This window comes from Patulibacter sp. NPDC049589, from assembly GCF_040675535.1.
Taxonomy (GTDB): domain Bacteria; phylum Actinomycetota; class Thermoleophilia; order Solirubrobacterales; family Solirubrobacteraceae; genus Patulibacter.
The window spans coordinates 1-17,648 of the sequence record NZ_JBFAPC010000120.1; the positions used below are offsets into that span (position 1 = coordinate 1).

The 17,648-nt window shown below is 71.0% G+C and carries 19 protein-coding genes and 1 pseudogene; 13 read left to right on the forward strand and 7 right to left on the reverse strand.

From position 1 onward, the window contains the following. The first annotated feature begins 174 nt into the window (after positions 1–174). From AB0L40_RS19480 to AB0L40_RS19510, 7 genes are all read left to right on the forward strand, one after another. Positions 175–1,167 carry a C39 family peptidase gene (locus AB0L40_RS19480; RefSeq protein WP_364358325.1) on the forward strand — a complete coding sequence of 331 codons (993 nt, stop codon included), beginning with the start codon at positions 175–177 and terminating at the stop codon, positions 1,165–1,167. Beyond that, complete coding sequence (locus AB0L40_RS19485; RefSeq protein WP_364358328.1) at positions 1,164–2,024, forward strand: F510_1955 family glycosylhydrolase; 861 nt, start codon at positions 1,164–1,166, stop codon at positions 2,022–2,024. The genes AB0L40_RS19480 and AB0L40_RS19485 overlap by 4 nt, the downstream gene beginning before the upstream one ends. A 178-nt stretch (positions 2,025–2,202) precedes the next feature. Continuing rightward, positions 2,203–2,562 (forward strand): hypothetical protein, encoded by a 360-nt coding sequence (locus AB0L40_RS19490; RefSeq protein WP_364358331.1) that lies wholly within the window; start codon positions 2,203–2,205, stop codon positions 2,560–2,562. 83 nt (positions 2,563–2,645) lie between these two features. Next, a complete protein-coding gene (locus tag AB0L40_RS19495) occupies positions 2,646–3,335 on the forward strand; it encodes a DUF305 domain-containing protein (protein ID WP_364358334.1) in 690 nt (229 codons plus the stop codon). A 141-nt stretch (positions 3,336–3,476) separates the two neighbouring features. Continuing rightward, positions 3,477–4,100: an adenylate/guanylate cyclase domain-containing protein gene (locus AB0L40_RS19500; RefSeq protein WP_364358337.1), complete on the forward strand. Its 624-nt coding sequence runs from the start codon at positions 3,477–3,479 to the stop codon at positions 4,098–4,100. A 3-nt stretch (positions 4,101–4,103) separates the two neighbouring features. Continuing rightward, positions 4,104–4,877 (forward strand): prolipoprotein diacylglyceryl transferase family protein, encoded by a 774-nt coding sequence (locus AB0L40_RS19505; protein WP_364358340.1) that lies wholly within the window; start codon positions 4,104–4,106, stop codon positions 4,875–4,877. Beyond that, entirely contained in the window at positions 4,874–6,103 is a 1,230-nt protein-coding gene (locus AB0L40_RS19510) for a YibE/F family protein (RefSeq protein ID WP_364358343.1), read from the forward strand. Before AB0L40_RS19505 ends, AB0L40_RS19510 begins: the two co-directional genes overlap by 4 nt. A 60-nt stretch (positions 6,104–6,163) precedes the next feature. Here the strand turns inward: AB0L40_RS19510 and AB0L40_RS19515 are convergent, their stop codons facing one another. The 3 genes from AB0L40_RS19515 to AB0L40_RS19525 are packed head-to-tail and all read right to left on the reverse strand — an operon-like array spanning position 6,164 to position 9,537. Beyond that, a complete protein-coding gene (locus tag AB0L40_RS19515) occupies positions 6,164–8,425 on the reverse strand; it encodes a heavy metal translocating P-type ATPase (protein WP_364358346.1) in 2,262 nt (753 codons plus the stop codon). Continuing rightward, a complete protein-coding gene (locus tag AB0L40_RS19520; protein WP_364358349.1) occupies positions 8,422–9,312 on the reverse strand; it encodes a hypothetical protein in 891 nt (296 codons plus the stop codon). The genes AB0L40_RS19515 and AB0L40_RS19520 overlap by 4 nt, the downstream gene beginning before the upstream one ends. Positions 9,313–9,327: 15 nt before the next feature. Continuing rightward, the gene (locus tag AB0L40_RS19525; protein WP_364358352.1) at positions 9,328–9,537 is read right to left on the reverse strand and encodes a heavy-metal-associated domain-containing protein; all 210 of its coding nucleotides are present in this window, start codon (positions 9,535–9,537) and stop codon (positions 9,328–9,330) included. A 141-nt stretch (positions 9,538–9,678) separates the two neighbouring features. Here AB0L40_RS19525 and AB0L40_RS19530 point away from each other — a divergent pair, with 141 nt between their 5' ends. After that, on the forward strand, positions 9,679–9,987 hold the full coding sequence (locus AB0L40_RS19530) for a metal-sensitive transcriptional regulator (RefSeq protein ID WP_364358355.1): 309 nt from the start codon (positions 9,679–9,681) through the stop codon (positions 9,985–9,987). 31 nt (positions 9,988–10,018) lie between these two features. On the opposite strand, the gene AB0L40_RS19535 is transcribed toward AB0L40_RS19530, so the two are convergent. Together AB0L40_RS19535 and sbnA are read right to left on the reverse strand one after the other, a co-directional pair. Further along, positions 10,019–11,455 (reverse strand): MFS transporter, encoded by a 1,437-nt coding sequence (locus tag AB0L40_RS19535; protein ID WP_364358358.1) that lies wholly within the window; start codon positions 11,453–11,455, stop codon positions 10,019–10,021. A 9-nt stretch (positions 11,456–11,464) separates the two neighbouring features. After that, the gene (gene sbnA, locus AB0L40_RS19540) at positions 11,465–12,424 is read right to left on the reverse strand and encodes a 2,3-diaminopropionate biosynthesis protein SbnA (RefSeq protein WP_364358379.1); all 960 of its coding nucleotides are present in this window, start codon (positions 12,422–12,424) and stop codon (positions 11,465–11,467) included. A gap of 251 nt (positions 12,425–12,675) precedes the next feature. Here sbnA and AB0L40_RS19545 point away from each other — a divergent pair, with 251 nt between their 5' ends. After that, positions 12,676–13,494 (forward strand): hypothetical protein, encoded by an 819-nt coding sequence (locus AB0L40_RS19545; protein WP_364358361.1) that lies wholly within the window; start codon positions 12,676–12,678, stop codon positions 13,492–13,494. Here AB0L40_RS19545 and AB0L40_RS19550 read toward each other — a convergent pair whose 3' ends face one another. Further along, entirely contained in the window at positions 13,495–13,935 is a 441-nt protein-coding gene (locus AB0L40_RS19550) for a hypothetical protein (protein WP_364358364.1), read from the reverse strand. A gap of 58 nt (positions 13,936–13,993) precedes the next feature. Here AB0L40_RS19550 and AB0L40_RS19555 point away from each other — a divergent pair, with 58 nt between their 5' ends. The 3 genes and pseudogenes from AB0L40_RS19555 to AB0L40_RS19565 form a co-directional block, all read left to right on the forward strand. Then, positions 13,994–14,383, forward strand: coding sequence for a metalloregulator ArsR/SmtB family transcription factor (locus AB0L40_RS19555; RefSeq protein WP_364358367.1), 390 nt, complete (start codon positions 13,994–13,996; stop codon positions 14,381–14,383). A 76-nt stretch (positions 14,384–14,459) separates the two neighbouring features. Next, positions 14,460–14,801 carry a hypothetical protein gene (locus AB0L40_RS19560; protein WP_364358370.1) on the forward strand — a complete coding sequence of 114 codons (342 nt, stop codon included), beginning with the start codon at positions 14,460–14,462 and terminating at the stop codon, positions 14,799–14,801. 44 nt (positions 14,802–14,845) lie between these two features. Beyond that, positions 14,846–15,034, forward strand: a pseudogene (locus AB0L40_RS19565) (hydrogenase); the annotation flags it as partial. Here the strand turns inward: AB0L40_RS19565 and AB0L40_RS19570 are convergent. After that, positions 15,000–16,235: a hypothetical protein gene (locus AB0L40_RS19570; RefSeq protein ID WP_364358373.1), complete on the reverse strand. Its 1,236-nt coding sequence runs from the start codon at positions 16,233–16,235 to the stop codon at positions 15,000–15,002. The pseudogene AB0L40_RS19565 and the gene AB0L40_RS19570 sit on opposite strands and share 35 nt — an antisense overlap. A 67-nt stretch (positions 16,236–16,302) precedes the next feature. On the opposite strand from AB0L40_RS19570, the gene AB0L40_RS19575 reads away from it, so the two are divergent. Further along, the coding region (locus AB0L40_RS19575) for a phosphoenolpyruvate carboxykinase (GTP) (RefSeq protein ID WP_364358376.1) at positions 16,303–17,648 on the forward strand (1,346 nt) is incomplete at its 3' end.

Consider the following 17,648-nt stretch of genomic DNA (forward strand, 5'->3'; position numbering starts at 1 on the left):
GGGACAGCGGGCGACCGCCTCGCCATCGAGGACGTGGCGATCCCAGTTCTTGGTCATGGTGCTCATGGCTGGAACTCCGACAGCTTGTAGGGATTGGAGCGGGGAGCGTAGCGAAGTCCGACGATCTGTAGGATTTGCTGGGTGCAGTCCCCTCCCCCGCGCGCACCTCGCCCGATGTCCACGCATCACCGTCTGCTGATCCCCGGCATCGTCCTGCTGGTCGTGTTGACCTTCGCGGTGCTGGCGTGGGCGGCTTCGATGTCCAATGACGCCGAGCCGGCCCGCAGCACTGCAGCCACGACGACGGCCTCGAACGAGCCGTCGGTCGTACGGGTCCTGGCGGGCAGCCGCGAGCTCGGGTCCTTCGCACTCGCGCGCTTCGATGCCGACGGACGGCTGGACCAGAATGCGCTGCGCGCCGCGGTCCGCTCCCGCATCCCGGAGGCCGAACGCGTGCGCGAGGGGCGAGCGACGGTGACCTTCGACCTGGACCGGGACGCCGGGGTCCGCGCGGCGGTCAGCGCAGCGGCGCTGGGGGGCGGCGTGGTGCAGGTCCCCCGACGCGTGGTGTCCTCGACGATCACCGCCCCGATCCTCAAGCAGCGCCTGCGCAACAACTGCGAGACCGCGGCGCTCTCGATCCTCCTGCGGACCGTAGGTACCTCGGTGGACCAGCTCACCCTGCAGCGGCAGCTCGCCCGGTCCGGGCCCCTCGACCCGACGGGCAGCGGCGCGGGGATGCGGTGGGGCGACCCGGACCGCGGGTACGTCGGCCGACCGGCCGGCGGAGGAGTCGCCGGCGGCTTCGGCGTCTATCCCGGACCGATCGCCGCGCTCGCCCGCCGGCATCGGGTGCGCCTGGAGAACCTGACCGGCAAGACCGTCGAGGCGCTCTACCGGCGGTTGCGTACCGGGCATGCGGTACTCGCGTGGATCGGACTCGGCGACGGACCGTACGGCCGGTGGACCTCCCCAGAAGGCAAGGCGATCAAGGTGAACTTCAACGAGCACACCGTCGTGCTGCACGGCATCACCCGCAACGGGACGATCTCGGTGTCCAACCCGCTGAAGGGCACCGCGGAGCGATGGACGCCGCGGCAGTTCGAGGCCATGTGGCGGCTGCTCGGCGGCCGCGCGCTGGCCACGACCGGAGGGATCCAAGGATGAGCCGCAGGACGCTCCTCGCCGTCCTACCGCTGCTGATCCTCTCGGGCTGCGGCGACCGTGAGCCGGGCGCCGCGGCCCCCGGCACGGGTACCGGCCTGGTGATCAGCGACGACGTCGTGTCGCACATCCATGGCATCGGCGTCAACCCCGCCGACGACGCGCTGATCGTCGCGACCCATTCAGGGCTCTTTCGAGCCGCGCCCGGCCAGCGGCGCGCAGAGCGACTGAGCGAGCTGCGCCAGGACACGATGGGATTCACCGTCCTGGGCGCCGATCGGTTCCTCGGCTCGGGGCACCCGGCCGTCGGTGCCGGGCAGCCCGCCAACCTCGGGCTCATCGAGTCCAACGACGCGGGAAAGAGCTGGAGGTCGCTGTCCCTGTCGGGGAAGGCTGACTTCCACGTGCTGCGCGCATCGGGGCGGCGCATCTACGGCGTGAACTCCAGCGACGGGGCGCTCCTCGTCTCCAGCGACGGCGGGAAGCGGTGGCGACGCAGCGCTCCGCCAGGGACGGTCGGCGACCTGGCGATCGACCCGAGAGACCCCAACCACGTCATGGTCTCCGGCGACGAGGGCCTGGCACGCTCAAAGGACGCCGGCCGGACGTGGACGAAGGTGCGCGGAGACCTCGTGGGACTCTTGGCGTGGGGCCCGCGACTGGTGCTGGTCGACGCGAACGGTCGGGTGTACGCCAGCCCGGACGGCGGCCGCCGGTTCACGGCGGTCGGCGACGTTGGCGGCCAGCCTGCCGCGGCCGCCGCCGCAGACGGCCAGCTGCTCGTCGCGTTGCACGACAACTCGGTTCGAAGCTCCGACGACGGTGGCCGCACCTGGCAACTGCGCCTCGATGGTCAGTAGCCCCCACCGCAACGACCGTGGGCTGTGCGGCCCGGTTGCCGGTCCAGGTCTTCAGCGTCGGGAAAGCCTTCACGGGTACGGTACCCCTGATGGGTATGCCGTCCGCGATCTGTTGCGGCCTCGCGCCGCGGCACGAGGCGTGTCACGGTGTGGCCATGGTCTCTGAGGGGACGGCTCGGTGAGCGCTCTGCGCATCCGGGCGCTGCTGCAGCGCTCGCGCCGCCGCCTGCTCATCGCGCTGGTGGTGCTCGGGCTCGGCGGCTCGATCGCCGTCCATCACGGGATGCCCGAGGGCATGTCGATGGAGGGCATGCACTCCGACCACGTCGCGGCGATGTGCATGGGCATCATCGCCGCCGGGACCACGATCGCCGTGGTCTACGCGGGTGTCCGTCGCCGTCGCCGTCGGCGCACCCACGTCGGGGCCCCGCCGGTCCTCAGGCTCACCGACGCCCTGACGCACCACCCCCCGCTCATCCGCGCTCGAGCCGGACCCCCGGTCGTGCTGTTCCTCCGTCTCGGAGTCCTTCGACGGTGATCGAGGCGTGCGCCTGCCGCACGTCCCGCCGCGCCTGCCCTTGCGGGTGCACACCCTCGATCCCGACCGTAGGACCCACATCCATGAAGCACTTCAACACCCGAACGGGCGTCTTGGCGCTCGCGCTCACCGGCGCCCTGGCCGTGGCCGGCTGCGGCTCTGACGACTCCGACACCTCCGCCGGCGGCGGCCACAACGGCCACAACATGGGCAGCACCACCGCCGCGACGTCTGCGTCCGCCGTCGACGTCGACAAGGCGTTCGTGTCGCAGATGATCCCCCACCACGAGATGGCCGTCGACATGGCCGGCTACGCCCCCGCCCAGGGCGAGCGCTCGCAGATCCGCGAGCTCGGCAAGTCGATCATCGCCGGACAGGCACCGGAGATCGCGCAGATGAAGGCGATCGCCAAGCGCCTGAACGTGACGCCGGCCGCGATGCCGATGGACGGCGAGTCGATGGATCACGGCTCGATGACCGCCGCCGCGAAGACCCTCGGTCTCTCGATGGACGACATGGGCATGTCGATGGAGATGGGGACCTTGAAGGACGCCAAGCCGTTTGACCGGGCGTTCATCGACGAGATGATTCCCCACCACCAGGGCGCCATCCGCATGGCCCAGGCGGAGATCGCGAAGGGCAGCGACCCGGAGCTGAAGAAGATCGCCACCGCGATCGTCGCCGCGCAGAAGAAGGAGATCGAGCAGATGAACTCCTGGCGCGAGCAGTGGTACGGCAGCCCGTCGCCCGCAGGCGGCGTCCCCGCCGCCTGAGCGCCTCCTGCTCCGGGGTCGACAACCGTCGACCCCGGAGACCGGGGCACCTGCCCCTCCTGCACCGCAGCGGCGGCCTGACGCGCCGGCCCGTCTCCTACGCCCTTCCGGCCCTTCGGGCCGCCCATCTCGGATCACGCGATGAACCAGCACACGTTCGTCTTCGCAGACGTTCACGGCACCAAGGTCCCCCCCGCCGACCTGGCCAAACACCTGCGTCAGGCGCTCACCATCTACGGCGGCGAGTACGTCGACACCATCGGCGACGCCGTCATGCTGCGCCTCGCGCGAGCGACCGACGCGGTCACCGTCAGCCTCGACGCGGTCGACACGTTCACCCGCCACGGCCACCCAGCGGTGCGCGTCGGCCTGGACACCGGATCCGGGGTGCTCAACGCCGGCCGCTGGTCCGGTCCGGCCGCCCTCGTCGCGGCCCGGGTCGCCGAGCACGCCCAGCGCGGACAGGTGATAGCCACCTCGAGCACCCGGCAGGCGACCGACCGCGGGCAGATCGACTTCATCGGCATCGGCGAGCACACCCTGCACGACGCCGGCCCACCGGTCTCGCTCTACCGCGCCCAGCGCGTCACCGACGTCGGACCACCCGGGCGCCTGGACATCGACCCGGTCTGTCACCTCGCCGTCGACGCGACGCAGGCGGTCCGGATTCCCGGGAACGAGGCGTCCCCCGCGTTCTGCTCCCAGGCCTGTGCTGAGACGTGGTCCGCTCGACATCCCGGCACCACTCCGCCGAGCGGGGCGTAGGCCGTGCTCGCCATCATCACGATCGGGATCCCGCCAGAGATCCACCTCGGACCGCTCACCATCGCCTGGCACGGCCTGACGATCGCGCTGGGGATCATCGCCGGCGGCTGGGCCGCCGCGTTCTGGCTTCGGGAGCGTGGACTCCCGACCGAGCCGGTAACCACCCTCGGGATCCTGCTGACCGTCGGTGCGCTCGTGGGCTCCCGCCTCTTCTACCTCGCCGAGCACGACCCGGCCGGGATCGTGGACCCCGGAACCCTCGTGGGCACCAACGGCTACACCTTCGACGGCGGGATGATCCTCGCCAGCGTCCTGGTCGCCGGGTACGTCTGGCGCACCGGCCTCAGCACCCGCTACCTGGACGCGATCGCCGCCGGCCTGCCATTGGGCGTGGCCATCGGCCGCATCGGCGACGTCATCAACGGCGAGCACTACGGCGAGCGGAGCACCTTCCTGCTCGCGGTCCGCAACTCCCACCCCGACGCACTGACCCCCGATCCGCGCTTCGCGTACCAGAGCGGTGGGCTCTACGAGGTCCTGCTCGCACTGCTCATCCTCGCGGTCGCCTGGCCGCTGCGTCACCACTTCCGCCAGCCGATGCGCCTCGCGTGGTTCGTGCTCGGCCTCTTCGCGATCGGACGGTTCTTCGAGTTCTTCCTTCGCGGCGACAGCCCCGACCTCGCGCTGGGGCTCAGCAACACCCAGTGGACCAGCCTCGTCCTGCTCGCCATCTGTATTGCCGGCGCACGATTCATCCGACCCAAGGACACGACGTGAACCCCAGGCAGTACGGACGAGCACGACTTGGGGCGCTGCGAACGATCACCGCCTCGCGACCAGGTCGGCTCCTGGTCGGTGTCGTCGCCGTCGTCGCCGTCCTGACGGTCGTCGGACTCATCGTCCTGTGGCCCTCCGGGCAGGGCCCGAAGGTCGCCGGTGCCGGCGTCAAGACGATCGCGGGCACCGTCACCGAGGTTCGGTCGGCGTCCTGCGGCGGGCCGACGAAGCAGCAGTGCCGCACCGCGAAGATCCGCATCGACGAGGGCCCGGACAAGGGCCTGCAGGTCGACGTCGTGCTCGGACCCGCAGAGGTCAGCCCCGACCTGCAGGTCGATCAGCGCGTCCGCATGGCGGACCAGAACGCCGGCGTCCCGGTCGCTCCCGAGGCCGGGCCGCAGGAGCCGTCCTACGCGTTCAGCAGCGTGGACCGCCGAACGCCGGTGGTCGCACTGGCGGTCCTCTTCGCGCTGCTGGGAGCGATCGTCGCCCGCGGACGAGGGCTGCTCGCGCTACTGGGCACCGCGATGAGCCTCTCCCTCGTGGTGCTCTGGCTGGTGCCCGCAATCCTCGACGGCAGCTCACCGATCCTGGTTGCGACCGTCGGGGCGCTGGCGGTGATGTTCGTCACCACCCTCTTGACCTACGGGATCACGGCGCAGAGTCTCGCCGCGGTAACCGGCATCGGCGTCTCCCTCGTCGCCGCGGCGCTGCTGGGGACCCTCTGGACCGACCTCGCCGGGTTGGACGGCAAGGACGGGGACCTCAGCGCCTTCACGCTGCAGAGCGGCGGCGAGCTCCCGCTCCAGGGCATCCTGCTGGCCGGGATGGTGATCGGGGCGCTCGGGGTCCTGACCGACACCGTGGTGTCGCAGGTCTCCACCGTCGCCGCGCTGCACCGCGCCAATGCCGCGCTCGGGGCCCGCGGCCTCTACCGCGAGGCGTTCGTCGTCGGTCGCGATCACCTCTCGGCCACGATCCACACCCTCGTCCTCGCCTACGCCGGCGCCACGCTGCCGCTGCTCCTCATCGCGTCCGCCAACGGCGTCACGCTCAGCGACGCGATCAACGACGCACGCCTGGCCGAACCGATCGTCTCGACGCTGGTGGGCAGCGCCGCGCTCGTGCTCTCCGTCCCGCTCTCCACCGCCCTGGCCGCCGTGCTCGTCGGTCGCCTGCCGCCCGATGCGCTGGCCGACGGAGACGGCCACAGCCACCACCACTGACCCCTACCGCGCGACTACCGCGCGACGGCCGGGACCGATCGGACCCGGCCGCCGACGTGGTCAGGTGGTGCGCTGGGTGCGGAAGGACCGCAGCCGTAGGGAGTTGGTGAGGACGAAGACGCTGGAGAGCGCCATCGCCGCACCGGCGAGAATCGGGTTCAGGAGCCCGGCGATCGCCACGGGGATGAGCACGACGTTGTAGGCGAAGGCCCAGAAGAGGTTGCCGCGGATCGTGCGCAGCGTCCTGCGCGACAGGCGGATCGCGTCGGCGGCGCCGCGCAGGTCGCCGGAGACGAGCGTGAGGTCCGACGCCTCGATCGCGACGTCGGTGCCGGTCCCGATCGCGAGGCCGAGGTCGGACTGCGCCAGGGCGGGGGCGTCGTTGACGCCGTCGCCGACCATCGCCACGACCCGCCCCTCGCCTTGGAGCCGGCGGACGACCTGGGCTTTCTCGGCCGGCAGGACGTCGGCGATGACCTCGTCGATGCCGACGTCGCGGGCGACGGCGTGGGCGGTGGCGGCGTTGTCTCCGGTGAGCAGCACCGGACGCAGCCCGAGGCCCTTCAGGGCGGCGATCGCTTCGCGGCTGGTGTCCTTCGGGGTGTCAGCGACGACGAGCAGCGCCCGGACCCGGCCGTCCCAGCCGGCGGCGATGACGGTCCGGCCTAGGGCCTGATGCTCCTCGAGTTCGCGCCGGAGCTCGTCGCCGAGCGGCATCGCCCATTCCTGCAGGAGGGTGGGGCGGCCGGCGACGACGGCGTGCCCGTCGACGATGCCCTGCACGCCGAGCCCCTCGCGGTTCTCGAAGTTCTCCGACGGCAGCAGGCCTTCCGGGGCAGCGCTCCGCGCGGCGGTCGCGATCGCGCGGGCGACGGGGTGCTCGGAGGCGGCCTCCAGCGCGCCGACGACGCGAAGAACGTGGTCGGGGTCCTCCCCCGCGCTCGCTACGACGGTGATGAGGCGCATCTGGCCGGTGGTGACGGTGCCGGTCTTGTCCAGGACGATGGTGTCGACGCGGCGGGTGGACTCGAGGACCTCGGGGCCCTTGATGAGCAGCCCGAGCTGCGCGCCGCGGCCGGTCCCGACCAAGAGGGCGGTCGGGGTGGCCAGTCCGAGGGCGCAGGGGCAGGCGATGATGAGGACCGCGACGGCGGCGGAGAAGGCGTAGGCGACGCTGGAGCCGTCGCCGAGCCAGAACCCGAGGGTCGCGACGGCGAGCACCAGGACGATCGGCACGAAGATCCCGGAGATCCGGTCCGCGAGGCGCTGCACCGGGGCCTTTCCGGTCTGGGCGTCCTCGACGAGCCGGGCGATCTGGGCCAGTGCGGTGTCGGAGCCCACGCGGGTGGCCTGCACGACGAGGCGGCCGCCGGCGTTGATGCTGGCGCCGACGACGGAGTCGCCGGGTGCCTTCTCGACCGGTACGGACTCGCCGGTCAGCAGCGACTCGTCGACGGCGGAGTGCCCGTCCGTGACGGTGCCGTCGGTGGCGATCCGCTCGCCGGGGCGCACGACGAACCGGTCGCCGGCCTGCAGCTGCTCGATCGGCACGAGCCGTTCGGTGCCGTCGGCTTCGAGGATGGTGGCGTCCTTCGCTCCGAGGGCCATGAGGGCGTGGAGCGCGGCGCCGGCGCGGCGCTTGGCGCGCGTCTCGAAGTACCGGCCGGCGAGGATCAGCGTCGTGACGACCCCGGCGGCCTCGAGGTAGATGTGGTCGGTCGCGGCGGAGCGGTCCAGGACGAGGTCGAAGCCCATCTTCATGCCCGGTTCGCCGGCGCCGAGGAAGAACAGCGCCGCGACGCTCCACAGCCAGGCGGCGAGCGTCCCGACGGAGATCAGGGTGTCCATCGAGGCGGTGCCGTGGCGGAGGTTCAGCCATGCGACGCGATGGAACGGCCAGCCCGCCCAGAACACGACCGGGGTCGCCAGCTGCAGCGCGAGCCACTGCCAGTACTCGAACTGCAGAGCGGGGATCATCGAGATCAACAGCAGCGGCACCGACAGCAGTGCCGAGCCGATCAGCCGGACGCGCAGTGGCCGCGACGGGTCGTCGTCCTCGAGCTCCGGGGTCGCGGGTGTGCCGGGGGTGGCGGGGAGGGTGGCGTGGTAGCCGGCGGCCTCGACCGCGTCGACGAGGTCGCGGGGCGCGACGGTGTCGGGGTCGAAGCGGACGGCGGCCTTCTCGGTGGCGTAGTTGACCGTCGCGTGGACGCCGTCGAGCTTGTTGAGCCGCCGCTCGATGCGGTTGGCGCAGGAGGCGCAGGTCATGCCCGTGACGGGCAGCTCGAGCTGCGAGGCGAGGTGGTCGGTCGGGGTGCTCATCGGGTGACCTCCACGGTCATCGGCGTGGTGTGGACCTGGCCGCCGGTCTGAAACTGCAGGAAGAGGCGGTAGCGGCCGGCGCTGGGGAACTCGGCCACGAACGGGATCTCGCCGACGGCCGCGTGCTCGTCGGGGTGGACGTGCAGGTAGGCGAGGTCGCCGTCGCGCAGCGCGACGAGGTGGCCGCGCGCCCCGAGGTAGGGCTGTAGCGCCTGTACGGGCCGGCCGTCGCGGGTGACCTGGAACCGCAGCGCGGTCTCGCGGCCCGCCCGTACCGGCCCGGATACCAGTTGCACCCCGAACCCGTCGGTCCGCGCGCGGTCCGTGGCGGCCGGAGCCGCGGTCGGGGTGAAGGTGCCGGGGGCCTGCAGGTCGATGCCGAGGGTGCGGCGGACCCCGTCGATGGTGAAGTCCGCCAGCGCCCGGTGGCTACCGGCCGCGGAGAGGGTCAGCGGGGTGCTCCACGTGCCGTCCGGTTCGCGGCGGGGGTGCAGGTGCTGAAAGTCGGTGCCGTCGCGGCGCACGACGATGAGGTGCATCTCCCGCTCGGCCTCGACCTCGTAGCCGCCGCGGACCGGTCGTCCGTCCGGGCCGATCACGCGAAAGCGCAACGTCGACCGCTCGCCCGCGGTCAGCGTCGCGCGCTCTGCGGTCAGGGTGTATCCGTCCTGGGTGCTCGAGAGGCCTCCCGGAAGTGCCGCGGCGGTGCCGCGCGGTGCGGCGGGCGTCTCGTGGCTCCCCCCATGCCCGCCGGCCTTCTCGGCGGCGCGGTGCCCGGGGGCGGCGGTGCTGTCGGTGGGGTCGAGCAGCGCGCCCGCGCCGGTGGCGGCGCCGAAGGTCAGGGCCAGGCCGGCGGTGAAGGCGGCGAGCTTGGTGGGGACGTTCATGTCAGAGCGCTTCGGTCAGTCCAGCAGGGTGTAGCCGGCCGTCTTTACGGCCCGGCGGATCTCGTCGTGGGGGGCGGAGCCCCCCACGATCAGCGTCCCGTTGGCGCGGTCGGCCACGGCGGACTCCACGCCCCCGAGCTCTTCGACCTCCTCGCGGACGGACAGCTCGCAGTGCCCGCAGGTCATGCCCTGCACGCGGTAGGTCGTCTCGGTCGTCTGGCTCATCCTGAGGTCTCCTTGGATACGGGTGGGGGGTATGCGACGGGCAGAACGTAGCACACCCCCCGGGGGTATACGCAAGGTGATCTCGGAACAGTCCTGCGCTGGCCCTTGGAACCCCCCTGGGGTATGGGTAGAATGAGGTTCATGGCGTCGACCGCAGAGACCACGACCGCCCCGGTGCGGGGCTATTCCGCGACGAAGGACCAGCTGCGGGCGCGACTCAAGCGCGTCGAGGGCCAGGTCCGCGGCATCGACCGAATGGTCGAGGACGACCGGTACTGCATCGACGTCCTCACCCAGATCTCGGCCGTACAGGCCGCGCTGGACAAGGTCGCTCTCGGTCTGCTCGACGGCCACGCCCGCACCTGCGTGCACCACGCCGACGGCACCCAGGACCTCGAGCGCACCGACGAGCTCATGGCCGCCGTCGGCCGCATGATGCGCCGCGGCTGACCCCACCCGCGCCGGCTTACCGACCCGTTCGTCAGTCCGTGGACGCGACCGGTGTCGCAGCTCCGCCGGGGGGCACGGAGACGGGAACACGCCTGCCGCGGAGGCCGAGAAGGAGAAGGCCTCCGACGGCGGCGACGCCGAGCACCGCGGCCAACGGAGCAAGCGGGCGCGGCCGGCCAGACTGCAGAGGGCCCCTTCCGGGCCGTCGCGGCCCGACCTGACCCGGGCGATCTCTCGCCGGGTCGCGTTGCGAGGTGACGAGAGCGGGCTGCGACGCCTCGGGCGCAGCTTCAGTGCCCCGGACCGTGCGGCCGGCGAGCAGTGCGGCGGCTGCGGCGCAGCCGGCGAGCAGCACGATTGTGACGCTCGGCGAGAGGACGAGGAGGGCGAGGCCGACGAGCAGCGGCCCGGCGACCTGCCCGGCGAGAAGGAAGCTGTTTGCCACACCCACCCGGGTGCTGCGCGCGTCGGCCGCCGAGTGCCGTCCGACGTGCAGGAAGACGCTCTGCGCAAGGGCGGCGAAGCAGAATCCCTGGACCAGTCGCAGCGCCACGAGGGGCAGCGGGCCGGCGGGGACGACCTGCAGCAGGATGCTCGCCGCGCAGCCGAGGGCAGCAGCGCGAAAGATGGTCGATGGGGTGCCGAGGCGGTCGTTGCGGCGGCCCCACCACAGCGACCCCGCGATCGCGCCGCTCCAGGTGAGGGCCTGCAGGATGCCGACCCAGGTGCCGGCGTCGGCCGGGTCGTCGAGCAGCCCTCGCACCTGCAGGGCGAAGACCGGCACCAGGCCGTAGATCGCGAGGTGCCCGAGGAACCCGGCGCCCAGCAGGCTTCGGGTCCCCGGCGTCGTGACGACGTCCCGCAGCGACCGGAAGAACGGCGTTCGCGACGTCTGGGTCCGCGTGCGTCGTCGGCCGCGCAGGGCGATCGCGCAGAGGACGGCCATCACGCCGGAGAGCGCGGCGACCACCAGCATGAACGGGCGCAGCTCGCCGCCGGAGAGCAGCACCCCACCGGCGATCGGCCCGACGACCGCGCCGCTGGCGGTCGCGGTGTAGGACCGGCCGAGCATCGCCCCCAGGTCCTCGTCGTCGCTCTCGCCGGAGACGAACGCGGTGGCCGCCTCGACGACGCCGCCGAGCGCGCCCTGCAGCAGCCGTCCGGCGACGAGGACGGCAGGGTCGCGCGCCACGGCGACGACGACCATGCTGAGCGCGAGGCCCACGAGGGCCCGCACGACCATCCATCGCCGGCCGATGCGGTCGCCGACCCACCCCCACAGCGGGGTGCTCACGGTGAGCATGAGCGCAGGGGCGGCGAGTGCCGCGCCGGCCCAGAGCGCCACGGCGCCGGTGCCTTCCGCGCCGAGGTCCTCGACGTAGAAGGGCATGACCGGCACCAGCATCATCAGCGCCGCGGTGTTCAGGAACTGGGCGGCCCAGAGGAGCCGCAGGTCGAGCTGCCGCATGCGGCCCGCTCAGGCGGCGATCGGGACCTGCACCCGCTCCAGCCAGTCGTCGTTGTAGACCAGATCGAGGTAGCGGTCACCGCGATCCGCAAGCAGCGCGACGATCCGCGCCGGTCGGCCGGCCGGCTCCAGGAGCCGTTCGACGGCGGCGATCACCGCACCGGACGATCCGCCGGCGAGGATTCCTTCCTCGTGCGCCAGGCGGCGACAGCCGTGGGCGGAGTCCGCGTCGTCGACATGGACGACATCGTCGATCTCCGCCTCGCACAGGAGCTCGGGAACCCGGCTGGACCCGAAGCCGGGGAGCTCGCGCGGACCAGGGTCGGCGCCGAAGATGACGGATCCGACGGCGTCGACTGCGACGACACGCAGGTTCGGGTGATCGCGTCGCAGCCGCCGGGCGACGCCGAGGATCGTGCCGGTCGTGCTGACCGCCGCGACGAGGCAGTCGATCGGGCCGTCGATCGCGGTCGCGATCTCCTCGCCGGCGCCGTGGTAGTGCGCGAGCCAGTTGAGCTCGTTGGCGTACTGGTTGATCCAGACCGCGTCGGGCAGCTCGTCGGCCAGCTCCTTCGCGCGGGCGATCCGGGTCTCGAGATATCCGCCCTGGCTGTCCTTACGGGTGACCATTTCGATCCTCGCGCCGAGCGCCTCGAGGATCTGCAGGTTCGCGCCGGCGGTTTTCGGATCGACGACGGCAACGAACGACAGCCCGTGCAGGCGGCACATCGCAGCGAGCGCCACGCCAAGGTTGCCGGAGGTGCTCTCCACCACGTGCGCGCCGGGTCGCAGCCAGCCGTCCTGCAGGCCCCGTTCGATGATGAACCGGGCGGGCCGGTCCTTGACGCTGCCCAGCGGATTCATCAGCTCGAGCTTCGCGATCACATCGCTCTGCGAATCCGGGAAGCACCGGTTCAGGCGAACCAGGGGCGTGTCACCGACGCACTGCGAGATGGAGTCTTTGATCATCCGACACCTTTGTGGGGAACTGGGGTCCGGAACGGTCCGCATCCTGCGAGACCGCAGCCTGCGGCGCAGGCATCGAGAGGCCGTGGCATGCCCACAACCAATCTTTTACGCACTGTAGGACATGCGGCGACGGCGGGGCCCCGTGCGCCGTCGATGCAACGCAAACTGCGGGCCGGGAAGCGAACCGAAGGCGCACCGGCCGCCGTAGTCGACCCCACGCAAGCTTTTACGGTCTGTAGGGTCGCGGTTCGATGATGACGCACCCTCGGCGCCGACGTCTCACCCTGGTCTGCGCGGTGGCTGCAGCAGCGGGAGGGGCCGGCGCGATCGTCGGCTGCGGAAGCGCCGGTGACCCGCCGGCGCAAGCTTCGGCATCCAAGCCGGTCCTCGCCGCGCAGCTGCAGAACGTCTCCGACGATGCCGAGGCCGCGCAGTCCTCACCCCTCCCCCCCGGTGCAGCGCGTGGGCCTGCCGCTCCGGTCCCCACCAAGTCCGCGGCCCGCGGAGTACGAGCCCGCAACGCCGTCCCCGCGACGAACGACGAGTACTCCATCTCCCCCGGAGCGCCCTCCGACGAGGAGATCCGTGCGGAGCTGAAAGCCATGAAGGAGGTCCAGCGCGAGGCGTCGGAGGACCAGACGAGCACCGGCCCGAGCGGCGCGGTGACCCTGACCGCGAAGGGCAACGCACGCGTCCCTGCAGACGCACCGAAGAAGGTCGCGCAGATCATCGGCAGCGCCAACGCGATCGCCCGGTTCCCGTACGTCTACGGCGGTGGCCACGGCGCCGACTTCATCGACACCGCCTACGACTGCTCCGGCTCGGTCAGCTACGCCCTCGCCGGCGCCGGTCTCATGGACGCACCACTGGCATCGGGAGGGTTCGAGAACTGGGGCGAGCCGGGCCCGGGAAAGTGGGTCACCATCTACACCAGCCCCGGTCACATGTTCATGACGGTCGGCGGAGTGCGCTACGACACCAGCGGCCGATCAGGCGTCTACGGCAGCCGATGGAACGCCACCCCCCGCAGCACCTCCCCGTACACCGTTCGTCATCCCAAGGGCCTCTAGTCAAGCGTCAAGCACCCTTGGTCCTCCGCGAGGGGAGAGGGTTAAACGGCGGCGGTTGAGGTTCATACCGAGGCCTATCGAGCACTCCCCCGCGCGTACCTCGTTTCGCCAGGGGATCGGTCTCGTTCTACTGTCGCCACCGGTGTCGATTTGCTGTCGTTTCACAGCGCGCGGGTTGACGACCGACGGGGCCATCGCGGGTGCCGGCGCTTGCTCTTCGTCGTTCTCCTCGTCGTCGAGCAGCAGGCTGAGCTCGTACAAGATCACCGCGACGGCGATCAGGCAGGTGGCCGTCTCCGCGATGACCCACCACGCCGAACCGCCGGACGTGAGCGCGATCACGAGCACGGTCACGAGGATTCCTCCCCACACAGCGGCGAACACGCGGCCGAAACTCGGCTCCCGCCGCTTCGCTTCGACCCGCGGTCCATTGTTGCGCATCTGTTGAGCTTATAACTTTCTAAGATAAAGGTCCGGCGGCTGGTACTCTGCAACCAGCATGTGCCCGGATCTCGATCAGCCCAGCTCCCACGGAACCGGCCCGATCTATCGGCTGAAAGCCGACTTCTTTCGACTGCTCGGCCATCCGGCCCGCGTGCGGATCCTCGAGCTCCTGCGTGACGGCGAGCGCACCGTCGGTGACCTGCAGGCCGCCCTGGGCCTGGACTCCAGCGGCACGTCGCAGCACCTGACGGCGATGCGCAAGCAGGGCATCCTGGAGAGCCGTCGCGCCGGCACGAGCGTCTACTACCGCGTGAAGGACCCCCGGATCTTTCAGCTGCTGGAAACGGCAAAGCAGATCCTCAGTGCACACCTGGAGGAGACCCGGGACCTGCTTGGCGACCTCAACGGGCTGACGGACCCCTCCCCGCTGACCACGCGGTCCTGATCGGCGAGCCCGGGGCCGGATGGGAATCGGCACGGGCTATATCTTAAAATCCTTGAAGTTTCTATACTTAGGCGCAATGTTCTCTCCTCCCTTGCTCATGCGCCATCGTCTCCGGCACTTCACCGTGCGTCCGTGGGACGACGCGTTCGGCGAGGCCGGACACCCCGAGGTCCTCCTGGGCACCGCGGTGGCGGAGATCATCCGGGTCCGCACTGACGGGACCGCAGCGCTGGTCCAGCTCGCCGACCGTCGTCACGCCATGACGGGTGCGATCCTCGCCGTCGGCGGTCGCACCGATCTCCGGCGCTACGCCAACCGGCGCGGGGCGCAGTCCGACGATCTTCTCGAGCGTCAGTGGTACGTGGATTGCGCGTATCTGCTGAGCAACGTTCGCGGTCCTCGACGGGGCGCTCGCTGATGCCGCAGTCCTGCTCTGCGCCACGTCCCTGAGCCGCACCTCAGCCGCGCCTGGTCGCCGCGCTGGGCGACTGCGCCCTGGGCTGCAACGTCCTGGGGCTCGACACGGAGCTGGCAGGACCCTTGGAGGACCTGCTGCCCGTCGCCATCCGGATCCCCGGCTGCCCACCCACGCCCCAACAGATCGCCGCGCACCTCCTCAGCGCCCTGCAGCACCCGCCCGGCCCACAGTGACCGGGCCGCCCTCGGGGGGCAGCAGGCGTTGCCGTGCTACCGATCCTTGCCGCTGCGTCGCGAGGGCCGGGCGCGGGGGGGCCGGGCGCTCGGCGAGGCAGACCAGCGCCACGGTCGCGCGCGTCAGGCAGTCCAGGGCGATCCGCTCGGTGATCTCGGTCATGTGCGGCTCGGACCGGCGGGCGCCCTGCGCGTAGGCTGCCCGAGCGGGCGCGATGCGAAGACCGTGGTGGTGCAGCGCGCGTCCATGTGCGACCGCCTCGGGCCGGTCGCAGAGCCGCGCGTTGCGCAGGATCTCCAGTGCTTCGCCCGCGACGGCACCCTTCAACGTGGTGAAGCGGTGCGCGAACGACGGTGCCCTCGCCTCGACGATGAGCAGCTCGACGGCGCAGTAGTGATGGCCTGCGATCTGCAGCCACGTATCGCGGAGAATGGCGAGGACCTCGGGGGCGTGGTCCTCGGGCAGGCCCTGTTCGAGGTGGCCGGCGACCGTCGTCGCACCAGCCAGGTCGGCGGCGGCCTCGAGGTGCCTTCCGATCTCGTCGCCGCCGCGGTCGGCCGCGATCTCCTCCGCACGTTCGGCGATCTCGCCGATGACGCCGTCCAATGACAAGCGCACCGCCAGAGGACACTCCTGCGGGGCTGAGACGGCCTGACCGACGCGCTCGAGGTTGCCTGCGGCACGGATCATCATCGACGCGAGATCGACGGCCGCGGTCTCGAAGTGCCGCATCGGCAGCGCATCCCACACGCTGGGCGTCTCCGCCAACGTGGTCAGCGCAACACTCGCGGCACGCCGGGCGTCCTCGAGCTTGAGGTCATAGCTGGACCGGAGCGAAACGACGGCCTCCTCGTGGTGATCCAGCCGGCGACCAACCAGCATGCCAATCCGCTGGACCTGGTTGCGTCCGCCGCCCTCGATGCCGAAGGTCACGGCAGTGGTGGCCGCCAGCAGCCGCACGGTCGCATCGATCAGCACGTCGACGCCGGCACCCCTGACCCGCAGCCCGACGGTGCCGTGCGCCACCGCATCGAGCTCCGCGAAGCCGTCGGCGATCGCCGAGGCGGCTTCGTGGATCGCGTCGGGGCGCCACGCCTGCGAGATCTCCGCTTCGCTCAGACGATGCTGGACCTCGGTGTTGGCCGCCCACCAGAGCGGCGCCCACGATTGGTCCAGTCCGCTGATCCCTCGATGTGTCACGGTCGCAAATCTTACGTGCTTACGTTCTCATAAGATAACGGGACATTCGCGAACGAGGTGCACGACGATGACCCACCCGACTCTCCGGCCGGCCCCCAGCCTCTACCACCCCAAGCTCAGCGCCTGGGTCTCCGTGACCGCGGCGCTGACGCAGCCCGACGAGATCGTCTGGTGCGACGGATCCGCCGAGGAGTACGACCGGTTCTGCCAGGAGCTCGTCGACGCCGGCACCTTCACGCGCCTCTCCGAGGCCAAGCGCCCCAACAGCTATCTGGCCTGGTCGGACCCCTCCGACGTCGCGCGCGTGGAGGACCGCACGTTCATCTGCGCGGCCACCGAGGCGGAGGCCGGCCCGAACAACAACTGGCGCGAGCCGTCCGTGATGCGTACGGAGCTCGACCAGGTCTTCCGCGGATCGATGCGGGGCCGCACGATGTACGTGCTGCCGTTCTCGATGGGCCCGCTGGGGTCGGACAAGAGCAAGATCGGGGTGCAGGTCACCGATTCGCTCTACGTCGTGGTCCAGATGCGGATCATGACCCGCATGGGCGAGAAGGCCCTCGAGGTGCTGGGCACCGACGGCGAGTTCGTCCCATGCGTGCACTCCATCGGCGCGCCGCTCGAGGACGGCCAGCAGGACGAACCGTGGCCCACCAATGCGGACACGAAGTACATCGTCCACTACCCCGAGACCCGCGAGATCTGGTCCTACGGCTCGGGTTACGGCGGCAACGCGCTGTTGGGCAAGAAGTGCTTGGCGCTGCGGATCGCGTCGGTCCTGGCGCGGGACGAGGGTTGGATGGCCGAGCACATGCTGATCCTCAAGCTGACGTCGCCCGAGGGCGTCGTGAAGTACGTCACCGGTGCGTTCCCGTCGGCGTGTGGGAAGACGAACCTCGCGATGTTGATCCCGACCCTGCCGGGTTGGAAGGTCGAGACGATCGGTGACGACATCGCGTGGATGAAGTTCGGTGAGGACGGCCGGCTCTACGCGATCAATCCGGAGGCCGGGTTCTTCGGTGTCGCGCCGGGCACGGGCGAGAAGACGAACCCCAACGCGATCGCCGCGATCAAGTCCGACACGCTGTTCACGAACACGGCGCTGACCGACGACGGCGACATCTGGTGGGAGGGCCTGACCGACGAGAAGCCCGACCACCTGATCGACTGGCACGGCAACGACTGGACGCCCGACAGCGAGACCCCGGCGGCGCATCCGAACTCGCGGTTCACGGTCGCCGCGTCGCAGGCGCCGTCGATCGCCCCGAACTGGGAGGACCCGGCCGGTGTGCCGATCGACGCGTTCCTCTTCGGCGGTCGCCGCGCCACGGTCCTTCCGTTGGTGCGCGAGGCGACGTCGTGGGAGCACGGTGTGTTCCTCGGCGCGACGATGAGCTCCGAGCAGACCGCCGC

Excerpts from the sequence above, each read along its gene's own strand:
- AB0L40_RS19480 (WP_364358325.1), top strand. The coding sequence starts at position 175 with ATGTCCACGCATCACCGTCTGCTGATCCCCGGCATCGTCCTGCTGGTC.
- AB0L40_RS19485 (WP_364358328.1), top strand. The coding sequence starts at position 1,164 with ATGAGCCGCAGGACGCTCCTCGCCGTCCTACCGCTGCTGATCCTCTCG.
- AB0L40_RS19495 (WP_364358334.1), top strand. The coding sequence starts at position 2,646 with ATGAAGCACTTCAACACCCGAACGGGCGTCTTGGCGCTCGCGCTCACC.
- AB0L40_RS19500 (WP_364358337.1), top strand. The coding sequence starts at position 3,477 with ATGAACCAGCACACGTTCGTCTTCGCAGACGTTCACGGCACCAAGGTC.
- AB0L40_RS19515 (WP_364358346.1), bottom strand. The coding sequence starts at position 8,425 with ATGAGCACCCCGACCGACCACCTCGCCTCGCAGCTCGAGCTGCCCGTC.
- AB0L40_RS19520 (WP_364358349.1), bottom strand. The coding sequence starts at position 9,312 with ATGAACGTCCCCACCAAGCTCGCCGCCTTCACCGCCGGCCTGGCCCTG.
- AB0L40_RS19525 (WP_364358352.1), bottom strand. The coding sequence starts at position 9,537 with ATGAGCCAGACGACCGAGACGACCTACCGCGTGCAGGGCATGACCTGC.
- AB0L40_RS19530 (WP_364358355.1), top strand. The coding sequence starts at position 9,679 with ATGGCGTCGACCGCAGAGACCACGACCGCCCCGGTGCGGGGCTATTCC.
- AB0L40_RS19535 (WP_364358358.1), bottom strand. The coding sequence starts at position 11,455 with ATGCGGCAGCTCGACCTGCGGCTCCTCTGGGCCGCCCAGTTCCTGAAC.
- sbnA (WP_364358379.1), bottom strand. The coding sequence starts at position 12,424 with ATGATCAAAGACTCCATCTCGCAGTGCGTCGGTGACACGCCCCTGGTT.
- AB0L40_RS19545 (WP_364358361.1), top strand. The coding sequence starts at position 12,676 with ATGATGACGCACCCTCGGCGCCGACGTCTCACCCTGGTCTGCGCGGTG.
- AB0L40_RS19550 (WP_364358364.1), bottom strand. The coding sequence starts at position 13,935 with ATGCGCAACAATGGACCGCGGGTCGAAGCGAAGCGGCGGGAGCCGAGT.
- AB0L40_RS19555 (WP_364358367.1), top strand. The coding sequence starts at position 13,994 with ATGTGCCCGGATCTCGATCAGCCCAGCTCCCACGGAACCGGCCCGATC.
- AB0L40_RS19560 (WP_364358370.1), top strand. The coding sequence starts at position 14,460 with ATGTTCTCTCCTCCCTTGCTCATGCGCCATCGTCTCCGGCACTTCACC.